Source organism: Streptomyces sp. NPDC048290 (assembly GCF_040652095.1).
Lineage (GTDB): Bacteria > Actinomycetota > Actinomycetes > Streptomycetales > Streptomycetaceae > Streptomyces.
In genome coordinates this window covers 38,016-55,937 of the sequence record NZ_JBEZLM010000041.1, presented here as the reverse complement: position 1 = coordinate 55,937, position 17,922 = coordinate 38,016, and the positions used below count along the sequence as shown (strand labels likewise).

Below are 17,922 nucleotides of genomic sequence, written 5' to 3'. Positions count from 1 at the left end.
CCGCGCCCGTGCAGACCCCGATCCGTGTGAGTGACGGTGACTTGTCGGGGCAGAACCGGCCCGGCTGGGTCACCAACAGCGGCACCATCGACGCCACCCGGCCCTCAACCCGACCCCCCGCCCCCCTCCTCGCCGTTCCTCGACCGTCTCGGTCCGTCAAGCGGCTCTCCCTCGCGTCGTGTGGCCGGCTCCGGGCCGCGCATCGCGACCGTAGGCAGCGCCCGGGGACCGGTCAACGCGCCATGCCCCGGGGGCGCGCGAAATCGACCGGTCGCCCCGGGCCAGCGCGCCTGTGGTGCGTACGGGGGTGCGAATGACACGCTGGACGTATGAACATCCCTTTCCTCAGCGGCAGGCACAGCAAGCGCCGGGGCGACGTCGCGGTGGTCTCCGGCGGTGCCGGGGTCCGGGACCCGGCCGGGCTCAGTGATCTGCTCGCCGAGTGCGAGCTGCTGCGCCGCCAGGCGGCCGACGCGGGTGTCGCCCTCGACGACTCGGTGGAGTCGCTGGAGGCGATCGACCAACTGCTGCCGCGCTGGCGGGACGACGAGGAGACGCTGATCTGGCTCGGTACCGACGCCGGTCTGTATCTCGGCACGGTCCTGATCCGCACGGTCGAGGGCGCGGCCTGGAACCTCTGGCCCAGCGGACAGCCGGTGGTACGGCTGGCCTCGGGCCGGGAGTTCGACGTCGTGACCGCCGGGCACGAGTGGGCGGCGAGCGGTGTCCCGGAGCTGTCCCAGCTGTACGCGGAGGTCGCCGAGGCGTGAAGCCCTGGCCTTAAGATCGAGTTAAATACGGCTTATGCCCGAAAAGTGCGTGTCGTGACTTAACTGCTTTCTTGACTGGATAGTTTGCGGCAACCACGACTCGGCGGAGAGTGAGTAGGGCTGCCTATGGTCATCGATCCTTTGCCCGAGCTGCGGCGGGCGCTGCTGCCCGGCGGGGAGTTCCCGCACGGACCCTAGGAGGACCGGCGGAGCCATCGCGGAGCCGTATCCGCCCGGCAGCGGCCGGAGATCACTGTTCGCGCAGCGGAATCGACACGTACGACGGGTCGTTCGCGGGCGAGGAGAAGGTCAGCCGCGCGCCGGTCGGGTTGTGCTCGATGTAGAGCGGGTCGACCGTGTCGACGACCAGGGCGAGCCGATGCCCTGCCGGGACGTCGTAGGCCGTGGAGAACAGCTCCAGGTCCACACCGAACGGCTTTCCGGGCGCCCGCCCGTGGAAGGTGTACGGCGCGTAGCTGACCAGCTTGCCGAGGCCGAGCGGGCCCACGTCGTAGAGGTACGCGACGAGGGTTCCGCTCCCCTCGGTCGGGGTGAGGGTGGTGTGCACCTTCGCCGTGCCGCGCACGCGCTGCGGCGCACCGTACGTCCCGGACTGCCAGACGGCGGCCCAGCGGCGCGGCAGCAGGGGGATCGAGGCCGTCGGGGGGACCCGGGCCACCTGGTCCAGCAGGCTCGACAGCAGGACGATCCCGCCGTTCGCGCCGGAGTCCACATTGGTGTGGACGGTGGTGGTGCCGGAGAGGGCGATCTTGCGGGTGGTGGCCGTCACCGACTTCCAGTCCGGGTACTCCTCGTAGCCGCCGGTGGAGCGGGGCTTGAGCCGGACCGGCGGTTCGCGGTCGACGCCGTTGTCCGTGCCGCGCAGATGGTGGTCGAACCACCGGGTGGTGTCCGTCCAGACGTCGTTGGGCAGCCCGAACAGTCCCGTGATCTCCGCGGTGGCGTGGTCGCCGGGGCGCAACTGGAGCCGCTTGGGGCCGGTCAGCCGCTCATAGAAGGCGGCGGTGCTGTTGGGCGGGAAGATGGTGTCGCCCCAGGCCCCGGCCATCATCACGGCGGTGCCGTGCGCGTTGAGCTGGTCGGCGAAGTTCTTGGGGGAACGTTTCCTCCCCCAGGCCGTCAGCTCGTCCTCGCGCTCCAGGTCCGAGGCGAAGAAGCCCTTGAACACCTGCTGGGTCTCGGCGCTGGGCCGTCCGGTGAGCAGGGCCGCCCCGTACAGCAGGGCACCGGCCTGGACGCTCTGGGTGCGGTTCGGGTAGATCGAGGCGGTGAGGTCGGCCCAGCCGCTGAGCGCGGCCACCGCCTTGATCCGGGGGTCGTGCGCGGCGGCGAGCAGGCCGATCCCGGCGCCGTAGGAGACCCCGCCCATGCCGATCCGGGCGGGGTCGGCGGGGGTGTGGGCGAGCGCCCAGTCGATCACCCGGGAGGCGTCGGTGACGTCCTGCTCCCCGGCGACCTCGATCTCACCGCCGGACTGCCAGAAGCCGCGCACGTTGTAACTGACCACCACATAGCCGGAGTCGGCCAGCCGCTGGGCCTGCACGAGGTACTGCACCTGCGGGAAGCCCCAGCTGGTGGGCAGGACGACGAGGGGGTGGCGGGCCGTGCCGTCGGCGGGGGTGAGGACATTGGCCTTGAGGGTGACGCCGTCCGCGCCGGTGATGTCCACGAAGCGGAGGGTGGCCGCACCGGGCGCGGCCCCGGCGGCGGGGGAGGCGGTGAGGACCCCGCCCGCGACGAGGGCGGCGGACACCGTGCCGACGGCGGCGGTGCGCAGGGGGTGGCGATAAGGGCCCATGGGGACTCCTCACTCGGGCGGACGGAACTCCGGCGGGGCGGAACTCCGTCGGGACGGGACTCCGGTGGGGCGGAACTCCGGTGGGGGCGGAGCTCCGGTGGGGCGGAGTGAGGTGACGGTAGCCGGGCGGGCTTACCGTCGGTAACCCGTCGGTAAGTTACGTGGGAGTAACAATTTGAGCGCTCAAGAACATGTTTGAAGGGCGCTCGATGAGAGAAGTGAGGGGCGCTCAAGGAGTCGTGAGGCGGCGGACATTGCCCAGGACATTGCCCGTGGTCAGGACTCCGCGCGGTGGGACGGACGCGGCGACGCTCCGGACGCCCTCGGCTCCAGCGCGGCCGTGGGCAGCGGCGCCCGTGCCGCCCGGGTCACCTCCGCGACCAGCTCCACCAGGTCCGGCCCGTACGCCTGGGAGTTGACCACCTTCAGCAGCAGCACGAACGCGTTGCCGCCGTGCTTGCGCGCCAGCCGCTCATGGTGGCGGGCCAGATAGCGGGTCGCCGCCTGGTTGGTGATCGCCCGCTGTCCGCAGAACAGGAACACCGGCCGCGACTCCCGCCGTTCGCCCGCCGTCAGCCGGGCCAGCAGCACGTACTCCTCGACCCCCGGGTCCATCCGGTAGCGCTCGCCGCCGATCTGGAAGGCGCCCCGGTCCGGGCCCGGCTCCGGATCGATGTTCACCCGCACCCCCGGCAGCATCGCCGACATGTGCGCCACCATCCGCCGATTCGACCCCGGACCGCCCACGCAGAACTCCGTTCGGTCGCCGAACCCCTGCTGCACCCCGTCCTGCGTCACCATCTGCGCGTGCGCCCCGCAGTCCTTGATCAGCGCGGCCAGCTCCAGCAGCGCGAACACGTCGAAACGGTGGACGGCGGGCTCCGAGGTCGCCGGGTCCCGGTTGACGACGAGCAGCGTCTCGGAGTTCTGCGGCAGCCCGAAGAACGCCTGCTTACGGCGGAGTCTGCGCTTCCACAGATACGTGCGGGCGAGCCAGCCGATCGCGGCGGAGAGCCCGGCGGCTATCAGACCGAGGACGATGTTGCGCACGTCGTCATTCATGGGCGCGCATGTTAGCGGGTGGCCGGAGTGATGCTCCTGACGCGGGCATGTCCATTCGATTAGGCTTCGCGAACGGTTCCCCCCACTGGAGGTCGTATGCGTCGCCCCGTCGTGCGGAAGCTCTCGGTCCTGGCGGTCACGGTCGCCGTAGCCTCGGTGGGAGCCGCCGCGCCCCCCACCGCGGCGAGCGGCAAGGGCCCGGCCCCGGCGCCCCCGAAGACCCCGGTCGCCACCGGGTACGGCGGTGCCGTCGCCAGCGTCGACGCGGACGCCACGGCCGCCGGTATCGAGGTGCTCAAGCAGGGCGGCAACGCCGTCGACGCCGCCGTCGCCACCGCCGCCGCGCTCGGCGTCACCGAGCCCTACTCCGCGGGCATCGGCGGAGGCGGCTACTTCGTCTACTACGACGCCAAGTCCCGCAAGGTGCACACCCTCGACGGCCGGGAGACCGCCCCACTGAGCGCCGGGTCCGATCTGTTCCTGGAGAACGGCCGCCCCATGCCGTTCGCCGAGGTCGTCACCAGCGGGCTCTCCGTCGGCACCCCCGGCACCCCGCTCACCTGGCAGACCGCGCTGGACAAGTGGGGCAGCAAACGCCTCGGCCCCCTCCTGCGCCCCGCCGAACGCCTCGCCCGCGACGGCTTCACCGTGGACGCCACCTTCCGCGACCAGACCGCGAGCAACGAGGCCCGGTTCCGCAACTTCCCCGACACCGTCGACCTGTTCCTCCCCGGCGGACAGCTCCCGGTCGTCGGCTCCACGCTGAAGAACCCGGACCTCGCCCGCACCTACGCCCAACTCGCGCGCGAGGGCGTCGGCGCGCTCTACCGCGGCGACCTCGCCGACGACATCGTCGACACCGTCAACGAGCCCCCCGTCGACCCCGCCACCGGCTGGAACGCCCGCCCCGGCGACCTCACCGCCCGCGACCTCGCCTCCTACCGGGTCAAGTCCCAGGCCCCGACGAAGACCTCGTACCGAGGGCTCGACGTCTACTCCATGGCCCCGTCCTCCTCCGGCGGCACCACCGTCGCCGAGGCCCTGAACATCCTGGAGCGCACCGACCTCGCCAAGGCGAGCGACGCCGCGTATCTGCACCGGTTCATCGAGGCCAGCCGGATCGCGTTCGCGGACCGGGGCCGCTGGGTCGGCGACCCGGCCTTCGAGAACGTCCCCACCAAGGAACTCCTCTCCCAGCGGTACGCCGACTCCCGTGGCTGCCTGATCAAGGACGACGCGGTGCTGACCAGCCCGCTCGCCCCCGGCGACCCGCGCCGCCCGGCGCCCTGCGCGACCGGCGGGACGGCCACGCCCACCACGTACGAGGGGGAGAGCACGACCCATCTCACGGCGGCGGACAAGTGGGGGAACGTCGTCTCCTACACCCTCACCATCGAGCAGACCGGCGGCAGCGGGATCACCGTCCCGGGGCGGGGGTTCCTGCTCAACAACGAGCTGACCGACTTCTCCTTCGCCCCGGCCAACCCGGCCGTCCACGACCCCAACCTGCCGGGTCCCGGGAAGCGGCCGAGGTCGTCCATGTCGCCGACGATCGTGCTCGACGGGCACGGGAAGCCGGTGGTGGCCCTCGGGTCGCCGGGGGGCGCGACGATCATCACGACCGTGTTGCAGACGCTGACGGGGTTTGTCGACCGGGGGTTGCCGCTGGTCGACGCGATTGCCGCGCCTCGGGTCAGTCAGCGGAACTCGGCGGTTTCCGAGCTGGAGCCGGGGTTGTACGGGAGTTCTTTGCGGGGGGAGTTGGAGGGGATCGGGCATGTGTTCCGGGTGAATCCGGAGATCGGGGCGGCGACGGCTGTGCAGCGGCTGCGGGATGGGAAGTGGGTTGCGGCTGCGGAGACCGTACGTCGTGGGGGTGGGTCGGCGATGGTGGTGCGGCCATCCAAGTGAGGGGCTGAGGGGGGCTGCCGTGTGCCGGTTGAGTGTGGCTGGTCGCGCAGTTCCTCCCCCAGAGGGGGTGCCCCCAGCGCCCCTAAGGGAGTTGCCCTCACGGATGTTTCGTCGTGAACGTCAGTTCGTTGTCGGCCACATCCACCGTCACCTTGTCTCCCGCCTTTGCCTTGCCGTTGAGGAGGAGGCGGGAGAGGGGGTTGTCGATCTCTCGTTGGATCGTGCGGCGTAGGGGGCGGGCGCCGTACTCGGGCTGGTAGCCCTGGTGGGAGAGCCAGTCCACGGACGCGGGGGTGAACTCGACCCCGATGTCCTGGGCGTGCATCAGCCGGCGGGTGCGTTCCAGGAGCAGATCGGTGATCTGGCGGAGCTGCTCGGGCGTGAGGCGGCGGAAGGCCACGATCTCGTCGATCCGGTTGAGGAACTCGGGGCGGAAGTGGTCCCGCAGCGGGCGCAGGACGCGTTCGCGGCGGGCCTCCTCGTCGGCGTCCGGACCGCCCGCGCCGAAGCCGATCCCACCGCCGCTGCGGCTGATCGCCTCCGAACCCAGGTTGCTGGTCATCACCACCACCGTGTGGGTGAAGTCGACCGTGCGGCCCTGCGCGTCGGTGAGCCGGCCGTCGTCCAGGACCTGGAGCAGGATGTTGAAGACGTCCGGGTGCGCCTTCTCCACCTCGTCCAGGAGAAGAAGTGAGTAGGGGTGGCGGCGGACCGGCTCGGTGAGCTGGCCCGCCTCCTCGTGGCCGACATAGCCGGGCGGCGCGCCCACCAGCCGGGAGACGGTGTGCCGTTCCTGGTACTCGCTCATGTCGAGCCGGACCATCCGGTCCTCGCTGCCGAACAGGGCCTCCGCCAGCGCCCGCGCCAGTTCCGTCTTGCCGACACCGGTCGGGCCGAGGAAGAGGAACGAGCCGATCGGACGGTCGGGGCTGGCCAGGCCCGCGCGGGAGCGCAGTACCGCGTCGGACACCGCCGTCACCGCCTCGTCCTGGCCGATCACCCGGCGGTGCAGATGGTCCGCCAGGCCGAGCAGCCGGTCCTTCTCCTCCTCCGTCAGCCGGGCGACGGGGACGCCGGTCAGCCGGGACACCACCTCGGCGATGTCCTCGCCGGTGACTTCGAGATGGCGGCCCTCGTCGGCCTCGTCCTCGCCGGACTCCTTCGCGATGCGGTCCTTCAGCGCGGTGAGCCGGTCCCGCAGCCGGGTGGCGTCCTCGTAGTTCTCGTCGGTGACCGCCTGGTCCTTCTCCCGGGTCAGGCGCTCCGCCTCGCGCTCCATGGCCCGTATGTCGCCGCCCTTGGTGCGGGAGCGCAGCCGGACCCGGGCGCCCGCCTGGTCGATCAGGTCGATCGCCTTGTCCGGCAGTCTGCGGTCGGTGACATAGCGGTCCGACAGCTCCACGGCCGCGTCGAGCGCCTCGTCGGTGTAGCGGACCTGGTGGTGGGCCTCGTAGCGGTCGCGCAGTCCGCGCAGGATCTCCAGCGCGTCGGCGGCGGTCGGCTCGGGCACCAGGATCGGCTGGAAGCGGCGGGCCAGCGCCGCGTCCTTCTCGATCCTGCGGTACTCCTCCAGCGTCGTCGCGCCCACGATGTGCAGCTCGCCCCGGGCCAGCGCCGGTTTGAGGATGTTGCCCGCGTCCATCGCGCCGCCGCCCTCGCCACCGGCGCCCGCGCCGACCACCGTGTGCAACTCGTCGAGGAACACGACCAGTTGGTCGGAGTGGGCGCGGATCTCGCCCACGATGGTGTTCAGGCGCTCCTCGAAATCGCCCCGGTAGCGGGTGCCCGCGACCACGCCCGTCAGGTCCAGTGCCACCACCCGGCGGTCGGTGAGGATGTCGGGGACGTCCCCGTCGGCGATCCGCTGGGCCAGGCCCTCCACGATCGCCGTCTTGCCGACGCCCGCGTCCCCGATCAGCACCGGGTTGTTCTTGCCGCGCCGGGACAGCACCTCGATGGTCTGCTCGATCTCCTCGTCCCGGCCGATCACCGGGTCGATGCCGCCCGCGCGGGCCAGCTCCGTCAGATCACGGCCGTACTTGTCGAGGGTCGGGGTGCCGGACGGGCCGGGGGCGTGGTCCAGCCGCTGCGGGGGCGCGTCCGGCGCCTCCGGGGGGAGGCCGTCCGGGGTGAACCGGGCCGCGTTCAGGATGTGCCCCGCCGCCGAGTCCGGGTTGGCCGCCAGCGCGGTCAGCACATGCTCCGGGAGGATGTATCCGGCGCCGCTCGCCCGCGCCAGGTCGTGGGCGTCCAGCAGGGCCCGTTTCACGGCCGGGGTGAGGGACAGCGACGTCAGCGGCGGAGCGGCGGCCTCCGGATGCCGTACGGGGCCGGTCCGCTCGTCGATCTGCGCGGCCAGCGCGTCGGGGTCGGTGCCGGAGCGGGTCAGCAGGCCCCGGATCGGCCCGGCCGTGAGGGCGGCGCGCAGCAGATGCTCGGTGTCCAGGTCGTGGCTGCCGTGCTCCGCCGCGTACTGGGCGGCGCCCCGGACGAGATCCCGCGCGGGCGGGCTGAGCAGCCGGCCGATGTCGATCTGGCGGGGGGCGGGGCGGGGGCCGCCGAAGAAACGGGCCAGGAAGTCGCCGAAGGGGTCCCCGTCCGGGGTACCGCCCGGGGGAGGAGGGCCGGTGCTCATGGGAGGTCCGTTCGCGTGGGGGTCTGACGTGCGTGCGCGCCGTCGTACGGTGCGGCCGTCGTACGGTGCGCGCCGTCCTACGGGGGCCGTGCGTGCGCGTGCCGGTGCGTGCGTCCCTGTCAGAACACCTTCGCATGTTCTCGGGGGACGGGCATGTCTGGCGTACGGCCGCGAACCACGGCCTACGACCGGGCACGACCGCCCGCCCCCGCTCAGGCGGCCATGGCGTCCCGGCTGGTCAGGATGCGCGGGCCCGCGTCCGTGATCGCCACCGAGTGCTCGGCGTGGGCCGCCCGGGAACCGTCCGTGGTCCTGAGGGTCCAGCCGTCCGGGTCCACCCGGTAGTCGTCCCGGCCGCTCGCGATCAGCATCGGCTCGATGGCCAGCGCCATGCCGTGGCGCAGCCGCATACCCCGCCCCGGACGGCCCTCGTTGGGCACCCCCGGGTCCTCGTGCATGCTGCGGCCGATGCCGTGGCCGCCGAAGCCCTCCATGATCCCGTACCCGGCCGAGCGGCACACCGTGCCGATGGCGTGCGCGATGTCGCCGATGCGGTTGCCGACCACCGCGGCCTCGATCCCGGCGGCGAGGGCCCGCTCCGCCGTCTCCACCAGCCGCAGATCCTCCGGGCGGGCCCGGCCCACGACGAAGCTGATCGCGGAGTCGCCCACCCAGCCGTCCAGCTCGGCGCCGCAGTCGATGGACACCAGGTCGCCGGAGCGCAGCCGGTACGTGGTGGGGATGCCGTGCACGATCGCGTCGTTCACCGAGGCGCAGATCACCGCCGGGAAGGGGATCGACGCGAAGTGCGGGCGGTAGTGCAGGAAGGGCGCCCCGGCACCGGCCTCGCGCAGCACTCCGCGCGCCACCTCGTCCAGCTCCAGCAGGGAGACGCCCACGACGGCGGCCTCGCGGACGGCCGTCAGGGCCCGTCCGACGACGCGGCCCGCCACGCCCATCGCGTCCAGTGATGTGTCTGTCTTCAGCTCGACCATGCCAATTACTATACCGGTATAAAAATGGGGTCGGCCCCGTACACTGGTCCGCATGGTGCGCACTCCTCTGACCCCGGAAGAGCGGGAACGCGGCGAGCGGCTCGGGCGGCTGCTCCGGACGGCCCGCGGCTCCCGCAGCATGGCCGAGATCGCCACGCACGCGGGCATCTCCGCCGAGACGCTCCGCAAGATCGAGACCGGCCGGGCCCCGACCCCGGCCTTCTTCACCGTCGCCGCCCTCGCCGACACGCTCGGGCTGTCCATGGACGAGGTGGCGCGCGAGTGCGGTCAGGCGGCCGTGCGGGCGGTGGCCTGACGCCGGGGGCGCCGCCGTCCCCGACCCGCTCCGAAAAGCCCCCGTAGCAACGGCGTAACACGACTGGTGTTCGCTGAGGCAAAAGTGCTCCCGTTCGTGCAGGGGTGGGGCGATGGCTGTGGATCAACTCCCGGGTCGGCTGCGGGAGTTCGGGAACTACCTGGGCGGACTCCTGGCCCGTCTCGACCAAGCGGCGGGCTGGTGCGCGGTGTTCTGGCAGCGCGACCCGGACGCCATGCGGGCCTGTCTCGACGGACAGGAGGTGGCGCCCTGGGACGTGGTCGAAGCGCTCCTCCAGGATCTCGCCACGGCCTACGGCCCCGACGCCGCCGCCCGCGAGCACGAGCGGGCCCGCCCGCTGCACACCGCCGCCCTCGCCGCCCGCGACGCCCGCCCCGGCGCCCGTGACGACCTCGGCGACCGGCTCGACATCATGCTCCGCGAACAGCGCTACGCCGCCGACCGGTTGGCCCAGCTGGGCCGGGCCCTGGTCACCGCCACCAGCCGCGAGGAGACCGACGCCCTCCGCCTCGACCTCGCCTGGGCCCGCGACGACCACGACCGCGCGGGCGCCCGCTGCGCCGAACTCCGGGGCCGCATCGACCGGTTGGAACACACGCGGGCGGGATGGCCCCCGGGGACACCGGAGGGCCGGGACATCGCGCCCCGGGTCGAGGGCTGGTCGGGCGAGGTCGCCGGGGGAGTGACCCGGATCGAGCGACGGGGGGAGGGGCGGGACGCCGGGACGGGGGGTGGTTTCGGGGGCGTGGGTGATGTGGTCGGGGGTGGTTTCGGGGGCGAGGGCGATGCGGCCGGGGGCGGTTTCGGAGGCGTAGGTGATGTGGCCGGGGGGCGGGCCGGGCGGTTGGACGCGTCCGGGTGGGATGGCTCGGGCGGGGCGGCGGGGGGCGGTCGGTCGGGCGCGGCGGCTGCGGGGTCCGCTGCGGCTGCCGGTCCTGTCGGGTCGGCTCCGCGTCAAGCCTGGTCTGCCGCTTCTGCCCATCCGGCCGGTCCAGCCGCCTCCGCCCATCCGGCCGGTCCAGCCTGGTCGGCCTGGTCCGCCGGTCGCACCCCTTCCCACGCCTCCACCGCCACCTCGGCAGCCCCAGACTGGTCACCTCCTCCCCCCGCTCCCACGCCCGCAGCCCCCTCGCCCCCAGGCCCCGCCGATACCCCCCATCCCCCCAAACCCGCCAAACCCAAGAAGCGGCGTGGCAGCGCCCGGTTCGCCGGGATGCTCGATGCCGACAGTGACGCCGAGCCCGCCACGCCCCTGCCCCCCACCGTCGTCATCGGGCCTCCCGGGGCGTCCCTGGAGGCCGGGACCGAACCTCCCGGGGCCTCCCCCCGTGGGGCGCGGTTCGCCGGTGCCACCGATCGTGCCGACACCGCGCCCGCACCCCCCGTACCCGACTTCGACGCGGTCGCCGTGCGGGAGGTCGCGGCGGCGGTGCGGGAACTCGTGCGGCTGCGGCGGGACGGGCGCAGCGGGGAGGCGCACGCACTGCTGGTGGAGATCACCCACTGGCCCGCCGAGCGGTTCGCGCCGCTCGCCGCCGAACTGGAGCGGGCCCGGATGACCGCGGACTGGGCGACCCTGCTCTGGGAGGCGGCCTCGCTGCCCGCCGAGCGGCTGGTCGCGGCGGCCGACGCGCTGGTCGCGGGCGGCCGGGCCGGGGACGGGGAGCGGATACTGCGCCAGGGCGTGGCCCGCCCCGCCGCCGAGATAGGGCGAGGACTGGTCGGGCTGATCGCCGACGGGCGCCGCCGCGAGGTCCGGGTGCTGCTCGACGCGTACGTCCGGGTGCGGACCCCGGAGGAGGCGGTGCGGTGCGCCGGGGCCGACCCCGAGCGGCTGGTCCCGCTGCTGCTGGAGGCGGCGCGGGAGGTGTCCGAGGAGCGGTACTGGGATCTCGTCCACGCCCTGCGCGTGGCCGGTACCGGGGTGTGAGTCCCGCCCCGCGCCCGGCGCTCGCCCACCGGAGTGCGACACGCCGCCGACACCCCGAGGTGACGGCGATGGTCTTGGCAAGGCCCGCACGGGGGCATACGTTCGTGCCTCTACGTCCGCTTCTACGGGCGTAGAGGCTGACGTCCCGTCGAAGGAGCGCCCATGGCGAACGTCGTCCGCGCCGCCCTGGTCCAGGCCACCTGGACCGGCGACACCGAGTCCATGCTGGCCAAGCACGAGGAACACGCCCGCGAGGCGGCCCGGCAGGGTGCCCGGGTGATCGGGTTCCAGGAAGTCTTCAACGCGCCCTACTTCTGCCAGGTCCAGGAGCCCGAGCACTACCGGTGGGCCGAACCCGTGCCCGACGGGCCCACCGTGCGCCGGATGCGCGCTCTCGCCCGGGAGACCGGGATGGTGATCGTCGTCCCCGTGTTCGAGGTCGAGCAGTCCGGGTTCTACTACAACACCGCCGCCGTGATCGACGCCGACGGCAGCTATCTGGGCAAGTACCGCAAGCATCACATCCCCCAGGTCAAGGGGTTCTGGGAGAAGTACTACTTCAAGCCGGGGAACGCCGGGTGGCCGGTCTTCGACACCGCCGTCGGCAAGGTCGGTGTCTACATCTGCTACGACCGGCACTTCCCCGAGGGCTGGCGGCAGCTCGGTCTGGGCGGCGCGCAGCTCGTCTACAACCCGTCCGCCACCTCGCGCGGACTGTCGGCGTACCTGTGGCGGCTGGAGCAGCCCGCAGCGGCCGTCGCCAACGAGTACTTCATCGCCGCCATCAACCGGGTCGGTCAGGAGGAGTACGGCGACAACGACTTCTACGGAACCAGCTATTTCGTGGACCCGCGCGGGCAGTTCGTGGGAGAGGTCGCGAGCGACACCGAGGAGCAACTGCTCGTGCGCGATCTCGACTTCGCACTGATCGACGAGGTGCGGCAGCAGTGGGCCTTCTACCGCGACCGCCGCCCCGACGCCTACGAAGGACTGGTACAGCCGTGACCAAGGACCTCTTCGCCCGCCACCGCTCCGTCCTGCCCGACTGGCTCGCCCTCTACTACGACGACCCGCTGGAGATCACCCACGGCGAGGGCCGCCACGTCTGGGACGCCGACGGCAGGCGCTACCTCGACTTCTTCGGCGGCATCCTCACCACCATGACCGCGCACGCCCTGCCCGAGGTCACCAAGGCGGTGAGCGAACAGGCCGGGCGCGTCCTGCACTCCTCCACCCTCTACCTCAACCGCCCCATGGTGGAGCTGGCCGAACGGATCGCCCAGCTCAGCGGCGTCCCCGACGCCCGGGTCTTCTTCACCACCTCCGGCACCGAGGCCAATGACACCGCGCTGCTGCTCGCCACCACCTACCGGCGCAGCAACACCGTCCTCGCGATGCGCAACAGCTACCACGGCCGTTCCTTCGGCGCCGTCGGCATCACCGGCAACCGGAGCTGGTCCCCGACCTCCCTGTCCCCGCTCCAGACCCTCTACGTGCACGGCGGTGTCCGCACCCGGGGCCCCTACGCCTCCTTCAGCGACGCCGAGTTCATCGCGGCCTGTGTCGCCGACCTCAAGGACCTGCTCGGCCACACCCGCCCGCCCGCCGCCCTGATCGCCGAACCCATCCAGGGCGTCGGCGGCTTCACCTCCCCGCCCGACGGGCTGTACGCCGCCTTCCGCGAGGTGCTCGCCGAGCGCGGCATCCTGTGGATCGCCGACGAGGTGCAGACCGGCTGGGGCCGTACCGGCGAGCACTTCTGGGGCTGGCAGGCACACGCCCGCAGCGGCCCGCCCGACCTCGTCACCTTCGCCAAGGGCATCGGCAACGGCGCCTCCATCGGCGGCGTGATCGCCCGCGCCGAGATCATGAACTGTCTGGACAGCAACAGCATCTCCACCTTCGGCGGCACCCAGATCACCATGGCCGCCGGCCTCGCCAACCTCACCTATCTGCTGGAACACGACCTCCAGGGCAACGCCCGCCGGGTCGGCGGACTGCTGATGGAACGGCTGCGGGCCCTCGCCGCGCAGATCCCCGCCGTACGGGAGGTCCGTGGACGCGGGCTGATGCTGGGCATCGAGCTGACCCGGCCCGGCACCGACCAGGCCGACCCCGAGGCCGCCAGCGCCGTCCTGGAGGCCGCCCGCGACGGCGGACTCCTCATCGGCAAGGGCGGCGGCCATGACACCAGCGTCCTGCGGATCGCCCCACCGCTGTCCCTGACCGTCGCGGAGGCCGAGGAGGGCGCCGCGATCCTCGAGGACGCCCTGCGGAGCGTGGGGTAGCAGAGCCACGGCGAGCGCGGCCACCGCGAGCGCCACCACAGCGAGGGGAAGGCGCCATGACCACCACACCGATGTCCTGGCAGAGCCTGGAACCGGCCCTGTCGGTCCGGCAGGTCCTCACGCTGGAGCGGGTCCTCGCCGGGGAGCCCGAGGTGGTGGCCGGGGCCGCCCGCCTTGACCGCCCGGTGCGCTGGGTGCATGTCGCCGAGGCCGCCGACGTCGGGGTGATGCTCACCGGCGGTGAGATGGTCCTCACCACCGGGGTGCTGCTCGCCGGGGACGAGGACAAGCAGGCCGAGTACGTCCGCTCACTGCACCGCGCGGAGGCGGCGGCCGTCGTCCTCGGCCTCGGCCGCGCCTTCCCCGCACCGCCCGACGCCATGCGCCGGGTCGCCGAGCGGTGCGGGCTGCCCATGGTGGTGCTGCACCGGCCCTTCCCGTTCGCCCAGCTCACCGAGGAGGTCCAGTCCCGGCTGGTGCGCCGCAAGTTCGCCGCCGTCAGCCTCTCCGAGTCGGTGCGCACCGAACTCACCGCGCTGATCACCGCGGGCGCCCCGCTCCAGCGGCTGCTGGACGAGATCGCCCGGCACAGCGCCTGCCCCGTCGTCGTCGCCAACCTCGCCCACCGGGTACTGGCCACCGCCGGGGAACGCCCCGCCGTGGACGACGTACTGCGCGACTGGGAGCGCATCGCCCGCCAGGCCGGACGCGCCGAGGGCGCCGGATGGATCCGCGCCGACCTCGGCGGACGCGGCGAACGCTGGGGGCAGATCGTGCTGTGCGGGCACCGCGGCGACACCGCCACCGGACGGCTGCTGGCCGACCGCGCCGCCGAGGCCCTCGTCCTGCACCGGATGCTGGGCGGCGTGCAGGCGTGCAGCTGGGAGGAGCAGTCCGCGCAGAGCCTGCTCACCGACCTGGTCAGCGGGGTCGTACCGGCCCGGCAACTGCTGCCGCGGGCGCGCGCCGCCGGGCTCCCCGTCAACCGCCGCACCTTCGTACCGCTGGTCGTCCGGGACCGCGCCCCCGACCAGTTGGACCGGGCGCTGCGGCTGCTCGGGCTGTCCGGGATCGCCGCCGAACTCGCCGACGGGGCCACCGCCGTCCTGCTCAGCCTGCCCCGCGACCAGGACGCCGTCGCGCTCACCGCGCACTTCGCCGCCCGGCTGCGCTCCGGTGCCCCCGCCGTGGTGGCCGCCGCCGACGCCCGCACCGCCTGGGAGGACGTCCCCGCCGGACTGCGCGAGGCGCAGCACGTGGCCGACGCCGTCGCCGACTCGGCGCACGCCCTCGACCTGCCCGACGTGGTCCGCCTCAGGGACGTCCATCTGCGCGGCCTGATCCGTCTCCTGCGCGACGACCCCTACGTCCAGTCCTTCGCCGAACGGGAGCTGGACGGGCTGCTGTGCGCGGCCGACGAGGACCTGCTGTCCGTACTGCGCACCTATCTCGCCACCGGACGCAACAAGTCCCGCACCGCGCAGCTCCACCATGTCTCCCGGCCCGCGCTCTACCGGCGGCTCGAGCAGATACAGAACCGGCTCGGGGTGGACCTCGACGACTTCGAACAGGCGGCCTCGGTGCACATCGCGCTCCTCGCGCATGATGCGCAACAGGGCTGAAACCTGCGACGACCTGCGAAAACGGCGGTGAAACATGGGCTGGCCGAAGCGTGACACGGTGACACGCCGCACCGGCGCATCCGTGACACGGTGCCACTCAAAGACGGCTCCCGGCCTTTCTACGCTCACCGGACACCGAGCTACCGGAGGTCCCGATGAGCCGAGTGATCCGTGCCGCCGTCTTCCAGACCGCGTGGACCGGCGACAAGGAATCGATGATCCAGGTCCACGAACAGGCGGCCCGCGACGCCGCCGCCCAGGGCGCCCAAGTCCTCTGCTTCCAGGAGCTGTTCTACGGACCGTACTTCTGCCAGGTCCAGGACCCCGCGTTCTACGAGTACGCCGAGCAGATCCCCGAGGGCCCCATCGTCCGCCGCTTCCAGTCCCTGGCCCGCGAACTCGGCCTGGTCCTGGTGCTGCCGATGTACGAGGAGGAACAGCCGGGCGTCCTCTACAACACCGCCGCCGTGATCGACGCCGACGGCAGCTACCTCGGCAAGTACCGCAAGACCCATATCCCGCAGGTCCGCGGCTTCTGGGAGAAGTTCTACTTCCGCCCCGGCAACTCCGGCTGGCCGGTCTTCGACACCGCCGTCGGCAAGGTCGGCGTCTACATCTGCTACGACCGCCACTTCCCGGAGGGCTGGCGCGCGCTCGGCCTCGGGGGCGCCGAACTCGTCTTCAACCCGTCGGCCACCTCACGCGGCCTGTCCGGCTACCTCTGGCAACTGGAGCAGCCGGCCGCGGCCGTCGCCAACGCGTACTTCGTGGGCGCGATCAACCGCGTCGGCGTCGAGGAACTGGGCGACAACGACTTCTACGGCACCAGCTACTTCGTGGACCCGGAGGCCCAGTTCGTCGGCGAGATCGCCAGCGACAAGGAACCCGAACTGGTGGTCCGCGACCTCGACATGGCCAAACTGAGGCAAGTCCGAGACCGCTGGCAGTTCTACAGGGACCGCGAGCCCCACACCTACGGCCCTCTGACAGCCCCATAAGAGCCTTTACTTTCAAGGCACTTGAGGGCGGACGCCGGGTTTTTAGGGGCGCTGGGGGCACCCCCTCTGGGGGAGGAACTGCGCGATCAGCCACAGACGACCGCAACTCCTGACGACGGCATCAACCCGGCAGAAGAGGAGAAAATGAGCACCCGAACCATCATCAGAGGCGGCCTGGTCATCACCGCCTCCGACGAACTCCACGCAGACATCCTCATCGAAGACGGCAGAATCGCCGCCCTCGCAGCAACAAACACCCCCGCGGCGAACGCATGGACCGCCGACCGCGAGGTCGACGCGACCAACCGCTACGTCATCCCCGGCGGCGTAGACGCCCACACCCACATGGAACTCCCCTTCGGCGGCACCTTCGCCTCCGACACCTTCGAGACCGGCACCCGCGCGGCAGCGTGGGGCGGCACCACCACCATCGTCGACTTCGCCGTGCAGTCCGTCGGCAAGAGCCTGCGCGACGGCCTCGACACCTGGCACGCCAAGGCCGAGGGCACCTGCGCGATCGACTACGCCTTCCACATGATCGTCTCCGATGTGCACGAGGAGACGCTCAAGGAGATGGACCTCCTGGTGGCGGAGGGCGTCACCTCGTTCAAGCAGTTCATGGCCTACCCGGGCGTCTTCTACAGCGACGACGGCCAGATCCTCCGTGCCATGCAGCGCTCCGCCGACAACGGCGGCCTGATCATGATGCACGCCGAGAACGGCATCGCCATCGACGTCCTCGTGGAACAGGCCCTCGCCCGGGGCGAGACCGACCCCCGCTACCACGGCGAGGTCCGCAAGGCGCTCCTGGAGGCGGAGGCCACCCACCGCGCCATCCGCCTCGCCCAGGTCGCCGGAGCCCCGCTGTACGTCGTCCATGTCTCCGCCGCCGAGGCGGTCGCCGAGCTGGTCCGCGCCCGCGACGAGGGCCTCAATGTGTTCGGCGAGACCTGCCCGCAGTATCTCTTCCTGTCCACCGACAACCTCGCCGAGCCCGACTTCGAGGGCGCCAAGTATGTGTGCTCCACCCCGCTGCGCCCCCAGGAGCACCAGGCGGCGCTGTGGCGGGGCCTGCGCACCAATGACCTCCAGGTCGTGTCCACCGACCACTGCCCGTTCTGCTTCACCGGGCAGAAGGAGCTGGGCCGGGGCGACTTCTCCAAGATCCCCAACGGGCTGCCCGGTGTGGAGAACCGGATGGATCTGCTGCACCAGGCGGTCGTGGACGGCCACATCAGCCGCCGCCGCTGGATCGAGATCGCCTGCGCCACCCCGGCCCGGATGTTCGGCCTCTACCCGAAGAAGGGCACCATCGCGCCCGGCGCCGACGCGGACGTCGTGATCTACGACCCGCACGCCGAGCAGGTGATGTCCGTCGAGACCCAGCACATGAACGTCGACTACTCGGCGTACGAGGGCAAGCGGGTCACCGGCCGGGTCGAGACCGTGTTCTCACGGGGTGTGCCCGTGATCGACCAGCGGGAGTACACGGGCCGCGCCGGGCACGGCGTGTACACCCCCCGCGCCACCTGTCAGTACCTCACCTAGGAGCGGC

At 72.2% G+C, this 17,922-nt stretch carries 13 protein-coding genes; 9 read left to right on the top strand and 4 right to left on the bottom strand.

Annotation, left to right across the window (positions count from 1 at the left end):
* Positions 1–329 precede the first annotated feature (329 nt).
* Positions 330–770, top strand: coding sequence for a DUF6278 family protein (locus AB0D49_RS39920; protein ID WP_362768542.1), 441 nt, complete (start codon positions 330–332; stop codon positions 768–770).
* 250 nt (positions 771–1,020) lie between these two features.
* Here the strand turns inward: AB0D49_RS39920 and AB0D49_RS39915 are convergent, their stop codons facing one another.
* Together AB0D49_RS39915 and AB0D49_RS39910 are read right to left on the bottom strand one after the other, a co-directional pair.
* Entirely contained in the window at positions 1,021–2,589 is a 1,569-nt protein-coding gene (locus AB0D49_RS39915; protein ID WP_362768539.1) for a CocE/NonD family hydrolase, read from the bottom strand.
* A 276-nt stretch (positions 2,590–2,865) separates the two neighbouring features.
* Positions 2,866–3,651: a hypothetical protein gene (locus AB0D49_RS39910; RefSeq protein WP_362768536.1), complete on the bottom strand. Its 786-nt coding sequence runs from the start codon at positions 3,649–3,651 to the stop codon at positions 2,866–2,868.
* Positions 3,652–3,747: 96 nt separating this feature from the next.
* Between AB0D49_RS39910 and ggt the strand changes: the two genes are divergently transcribed.
* Positions 3,748–5,562, top strand: coding sequence for a gamma-glutamyltransferase (ggt, locus tag AB0D49_RS39905; RefSeq protein WP_362768533.1), 1,815 nt, complete (start codon positions 3,748–3,750; stop codon positions 5,560–5,562).
* A gap of 97 nt (positions 5,563–5,659) precedes the next feature.
* Here ggt and AB0D49_RS39900 read toward each other — a convergent pair whose 3' ends face one another.
* Entirely contained in the window at positions 5,660–8,197 is a 2,538-nt protein-coding gene (locus AB0D49_RS39900; RefSeq protein ID WP_362768530.1) for an ATP-dependent Clp protease ATP-binding subunit, read from the bottom strand.
* Between the two features lie 212 nt (positions 8,198–8,409).
* Positions 8,410–9,192: a type I methionyl aminopeptidase gene (gene map, locus AB0D49_RS39895; protein ID WP_362768527.1), complete on the bottom strand. Its 783-nt coding sequence runs from the start codon at positions 9,190–9,192 to the stop codon at positions 8,410–8,412.
* A gap of 52 nt (positions 9,193–9,244) precedes the next feature.
* On the opposite strand from map, the gene AB0D49_RS39890 reads away from it, so the two are divergent.
* The 7 genes from AB0D49_RS39890 to hydA all read left to right on the top strand — a co-directional run bounded on the left by AB0D49_RS39890 (position 9,245) and on the right by hydA (position 17,915).
* Positions 9,245–9,508: a helix-turn-helix transcriptional regulator gene (locus AB0D49_RS39890; protein WP_362768524.1), complete on the top strand. Its 264-nt coding sequence runs from the start codon at positions 9,245–9,247 to the stop codon at positions 9,506–9,508.
* 112 nt (positions 9,509–9,620) lie between these two features.
* Positions 9,621–11,459, top strand: a complete 1,839-nt coding sequence (locus AB0D49_RS39885) for a hypothetical protein (protein WP_362768521.1) — start codon at positions 9,621–9,623, stop codon at positions 11,457–11,459.
* 162 nt (positions 11,460–11,621) lie between these two features.
* Positions 11,622–12,464 (top strand): nitrilase-related carbon-nitrogen hydrolase, encoded by an 843-nt coding sequence (locus AB0D49_RS39880; RefSeq protein ID WP_362768518.1) that lies wholly within the window; start codon positions 11,622–11,624, stop codon positions 12,462–12,464.
* Positions 12,461–13,747, top strand: a complete 1,287-nt coding sequence (locus AB0D49_RS39875) for an aspartate aminotransferase family protein (RefSeq protein ID WP_362768515.1) — start codon at positions 12,461–12,463, stop codon at positions 13,745–13,747. The genes AB0D49_RS39880 and AB0D49_RS39875 overlap by 4 nt, the downstream gene beginning before the upstream one ends.
* A 56-nt stretch (positions 13,748–13,803) precedes the next feature.
* Positions 13,804–15,369, top strand: coding sequence for a PucR family transcriptional regulator (locus AB0D49_RS39870; RefSeq protein ID WP_362768512.1), 1,566 nt, complete (start codon positions 13,804–13,806; stop codon positions 15,367–15,369).
* 155 nt (positions 15,370–15,524) lie between these two features.
* Entirely contained in the window at positions 15,525–16,367 is an 843-nt protein-coding gene (locus AB0D49_RS39865) for a nitrilase-related carbon-nitrogen hydrolase (RefSeq protein ID WP_362768509.1), read from the top strand.
* A gap of 144 nt (positions 16,368–16,511) precedes the next feature.
* Positions 16,512–17,915, top strand: a complete 1,404-nt coding sequence (gene hydA, locus AB0D49_RS39860; protein WP_362768505.1) for a dihydropyrimidinase — start codon at positions 16,512–16,514, stop codon at positions 17,913–17,915.
* Positions 17,916–17,922 lie beyond the last annotated feature (7 nt).

Coding starts and splice junctions, on each gene's coding strand:
- AB0D49_RS39890 (WP_362768524.1), top strand. CDS start 9,245: ATGGTGCGCACTCCTCTGACCCCGGAAGAGCGGGAACGCGGCGAGCGG.
- map (WP_362768527.1), bottom strand. CDS start 9,192: ATGGTCGAGCTGAAGACAGACACATCACTGGACGCGATGGGCGTGGCG.
- AB0D49_RS39865 (WP_362768509.1), top strand. CDS start 15,525: ATGAGCCGAGTGATCCGTGCCGCCGTCTTCCAGACCGCGTGGACCGGC.
- ggt (WP_362768533.1), top strand. CDS start 3,748: ATGCGTCGCCCCGTCGTGCGGAAGCTCTCGGTCCTGGCGGTCACGGTC.
- AB0D49_RS39910 (WP_362768536.1), bottom strand. CDS start 3,651: ATGAATGACGACGTGCGCAACATCGTCCTCGGTCTGATAGCCGCCGGG.
- AB0D49_RS39885 (WP_362768521.1), top strand. CDS start 9,621: ATGGCTGTGGATCAACTCCCGGGTCGGCTGCGGGAGTTCGGGAACTAC.
- AB0D49_RS39880 (WP_362768518.1), top strand. CDS start 11,622: ATGGCGAACGTCGTCCGCGCCGCCCTGGTCCAGGCCACCTGGACCGGC.
- AB0D49_RS39920 (WP_362768542.1), top strand. CDS start 330: ATGAACATCCCTTTCCTCAGCGGCAGGCACAGCAAGCGCCGGGGCGAC.
- AB0D49_RS39870 (WP_362768512.1), top strand. CDS start 13,804: ATGACCACCACACCGATGTCCTGGCAGAGCCTGGAACCGGCCCTGTCG.
- hydA (WP_362768505.1), top strand. CDS start 16,512: ATGAGCACCCGAACCATCATCAGAGGCGGCCTGGTCATCACCGCCTCC.
- AB0D49_RS39900 (WP_362768530.1), bottom strand. CDS start 8,197: ATGAGCACCGGCCCTCCTCCCCCGGGCGGTACCCCGGACGGGGACCCC.
- AB0D49_RS39915 (WP_362768539.1), bottom strand. CDS start 2,589: ATGGGCCCTTATCGCCACCCCCTGCGCACCGCCGCCGTCGGCACGGTG.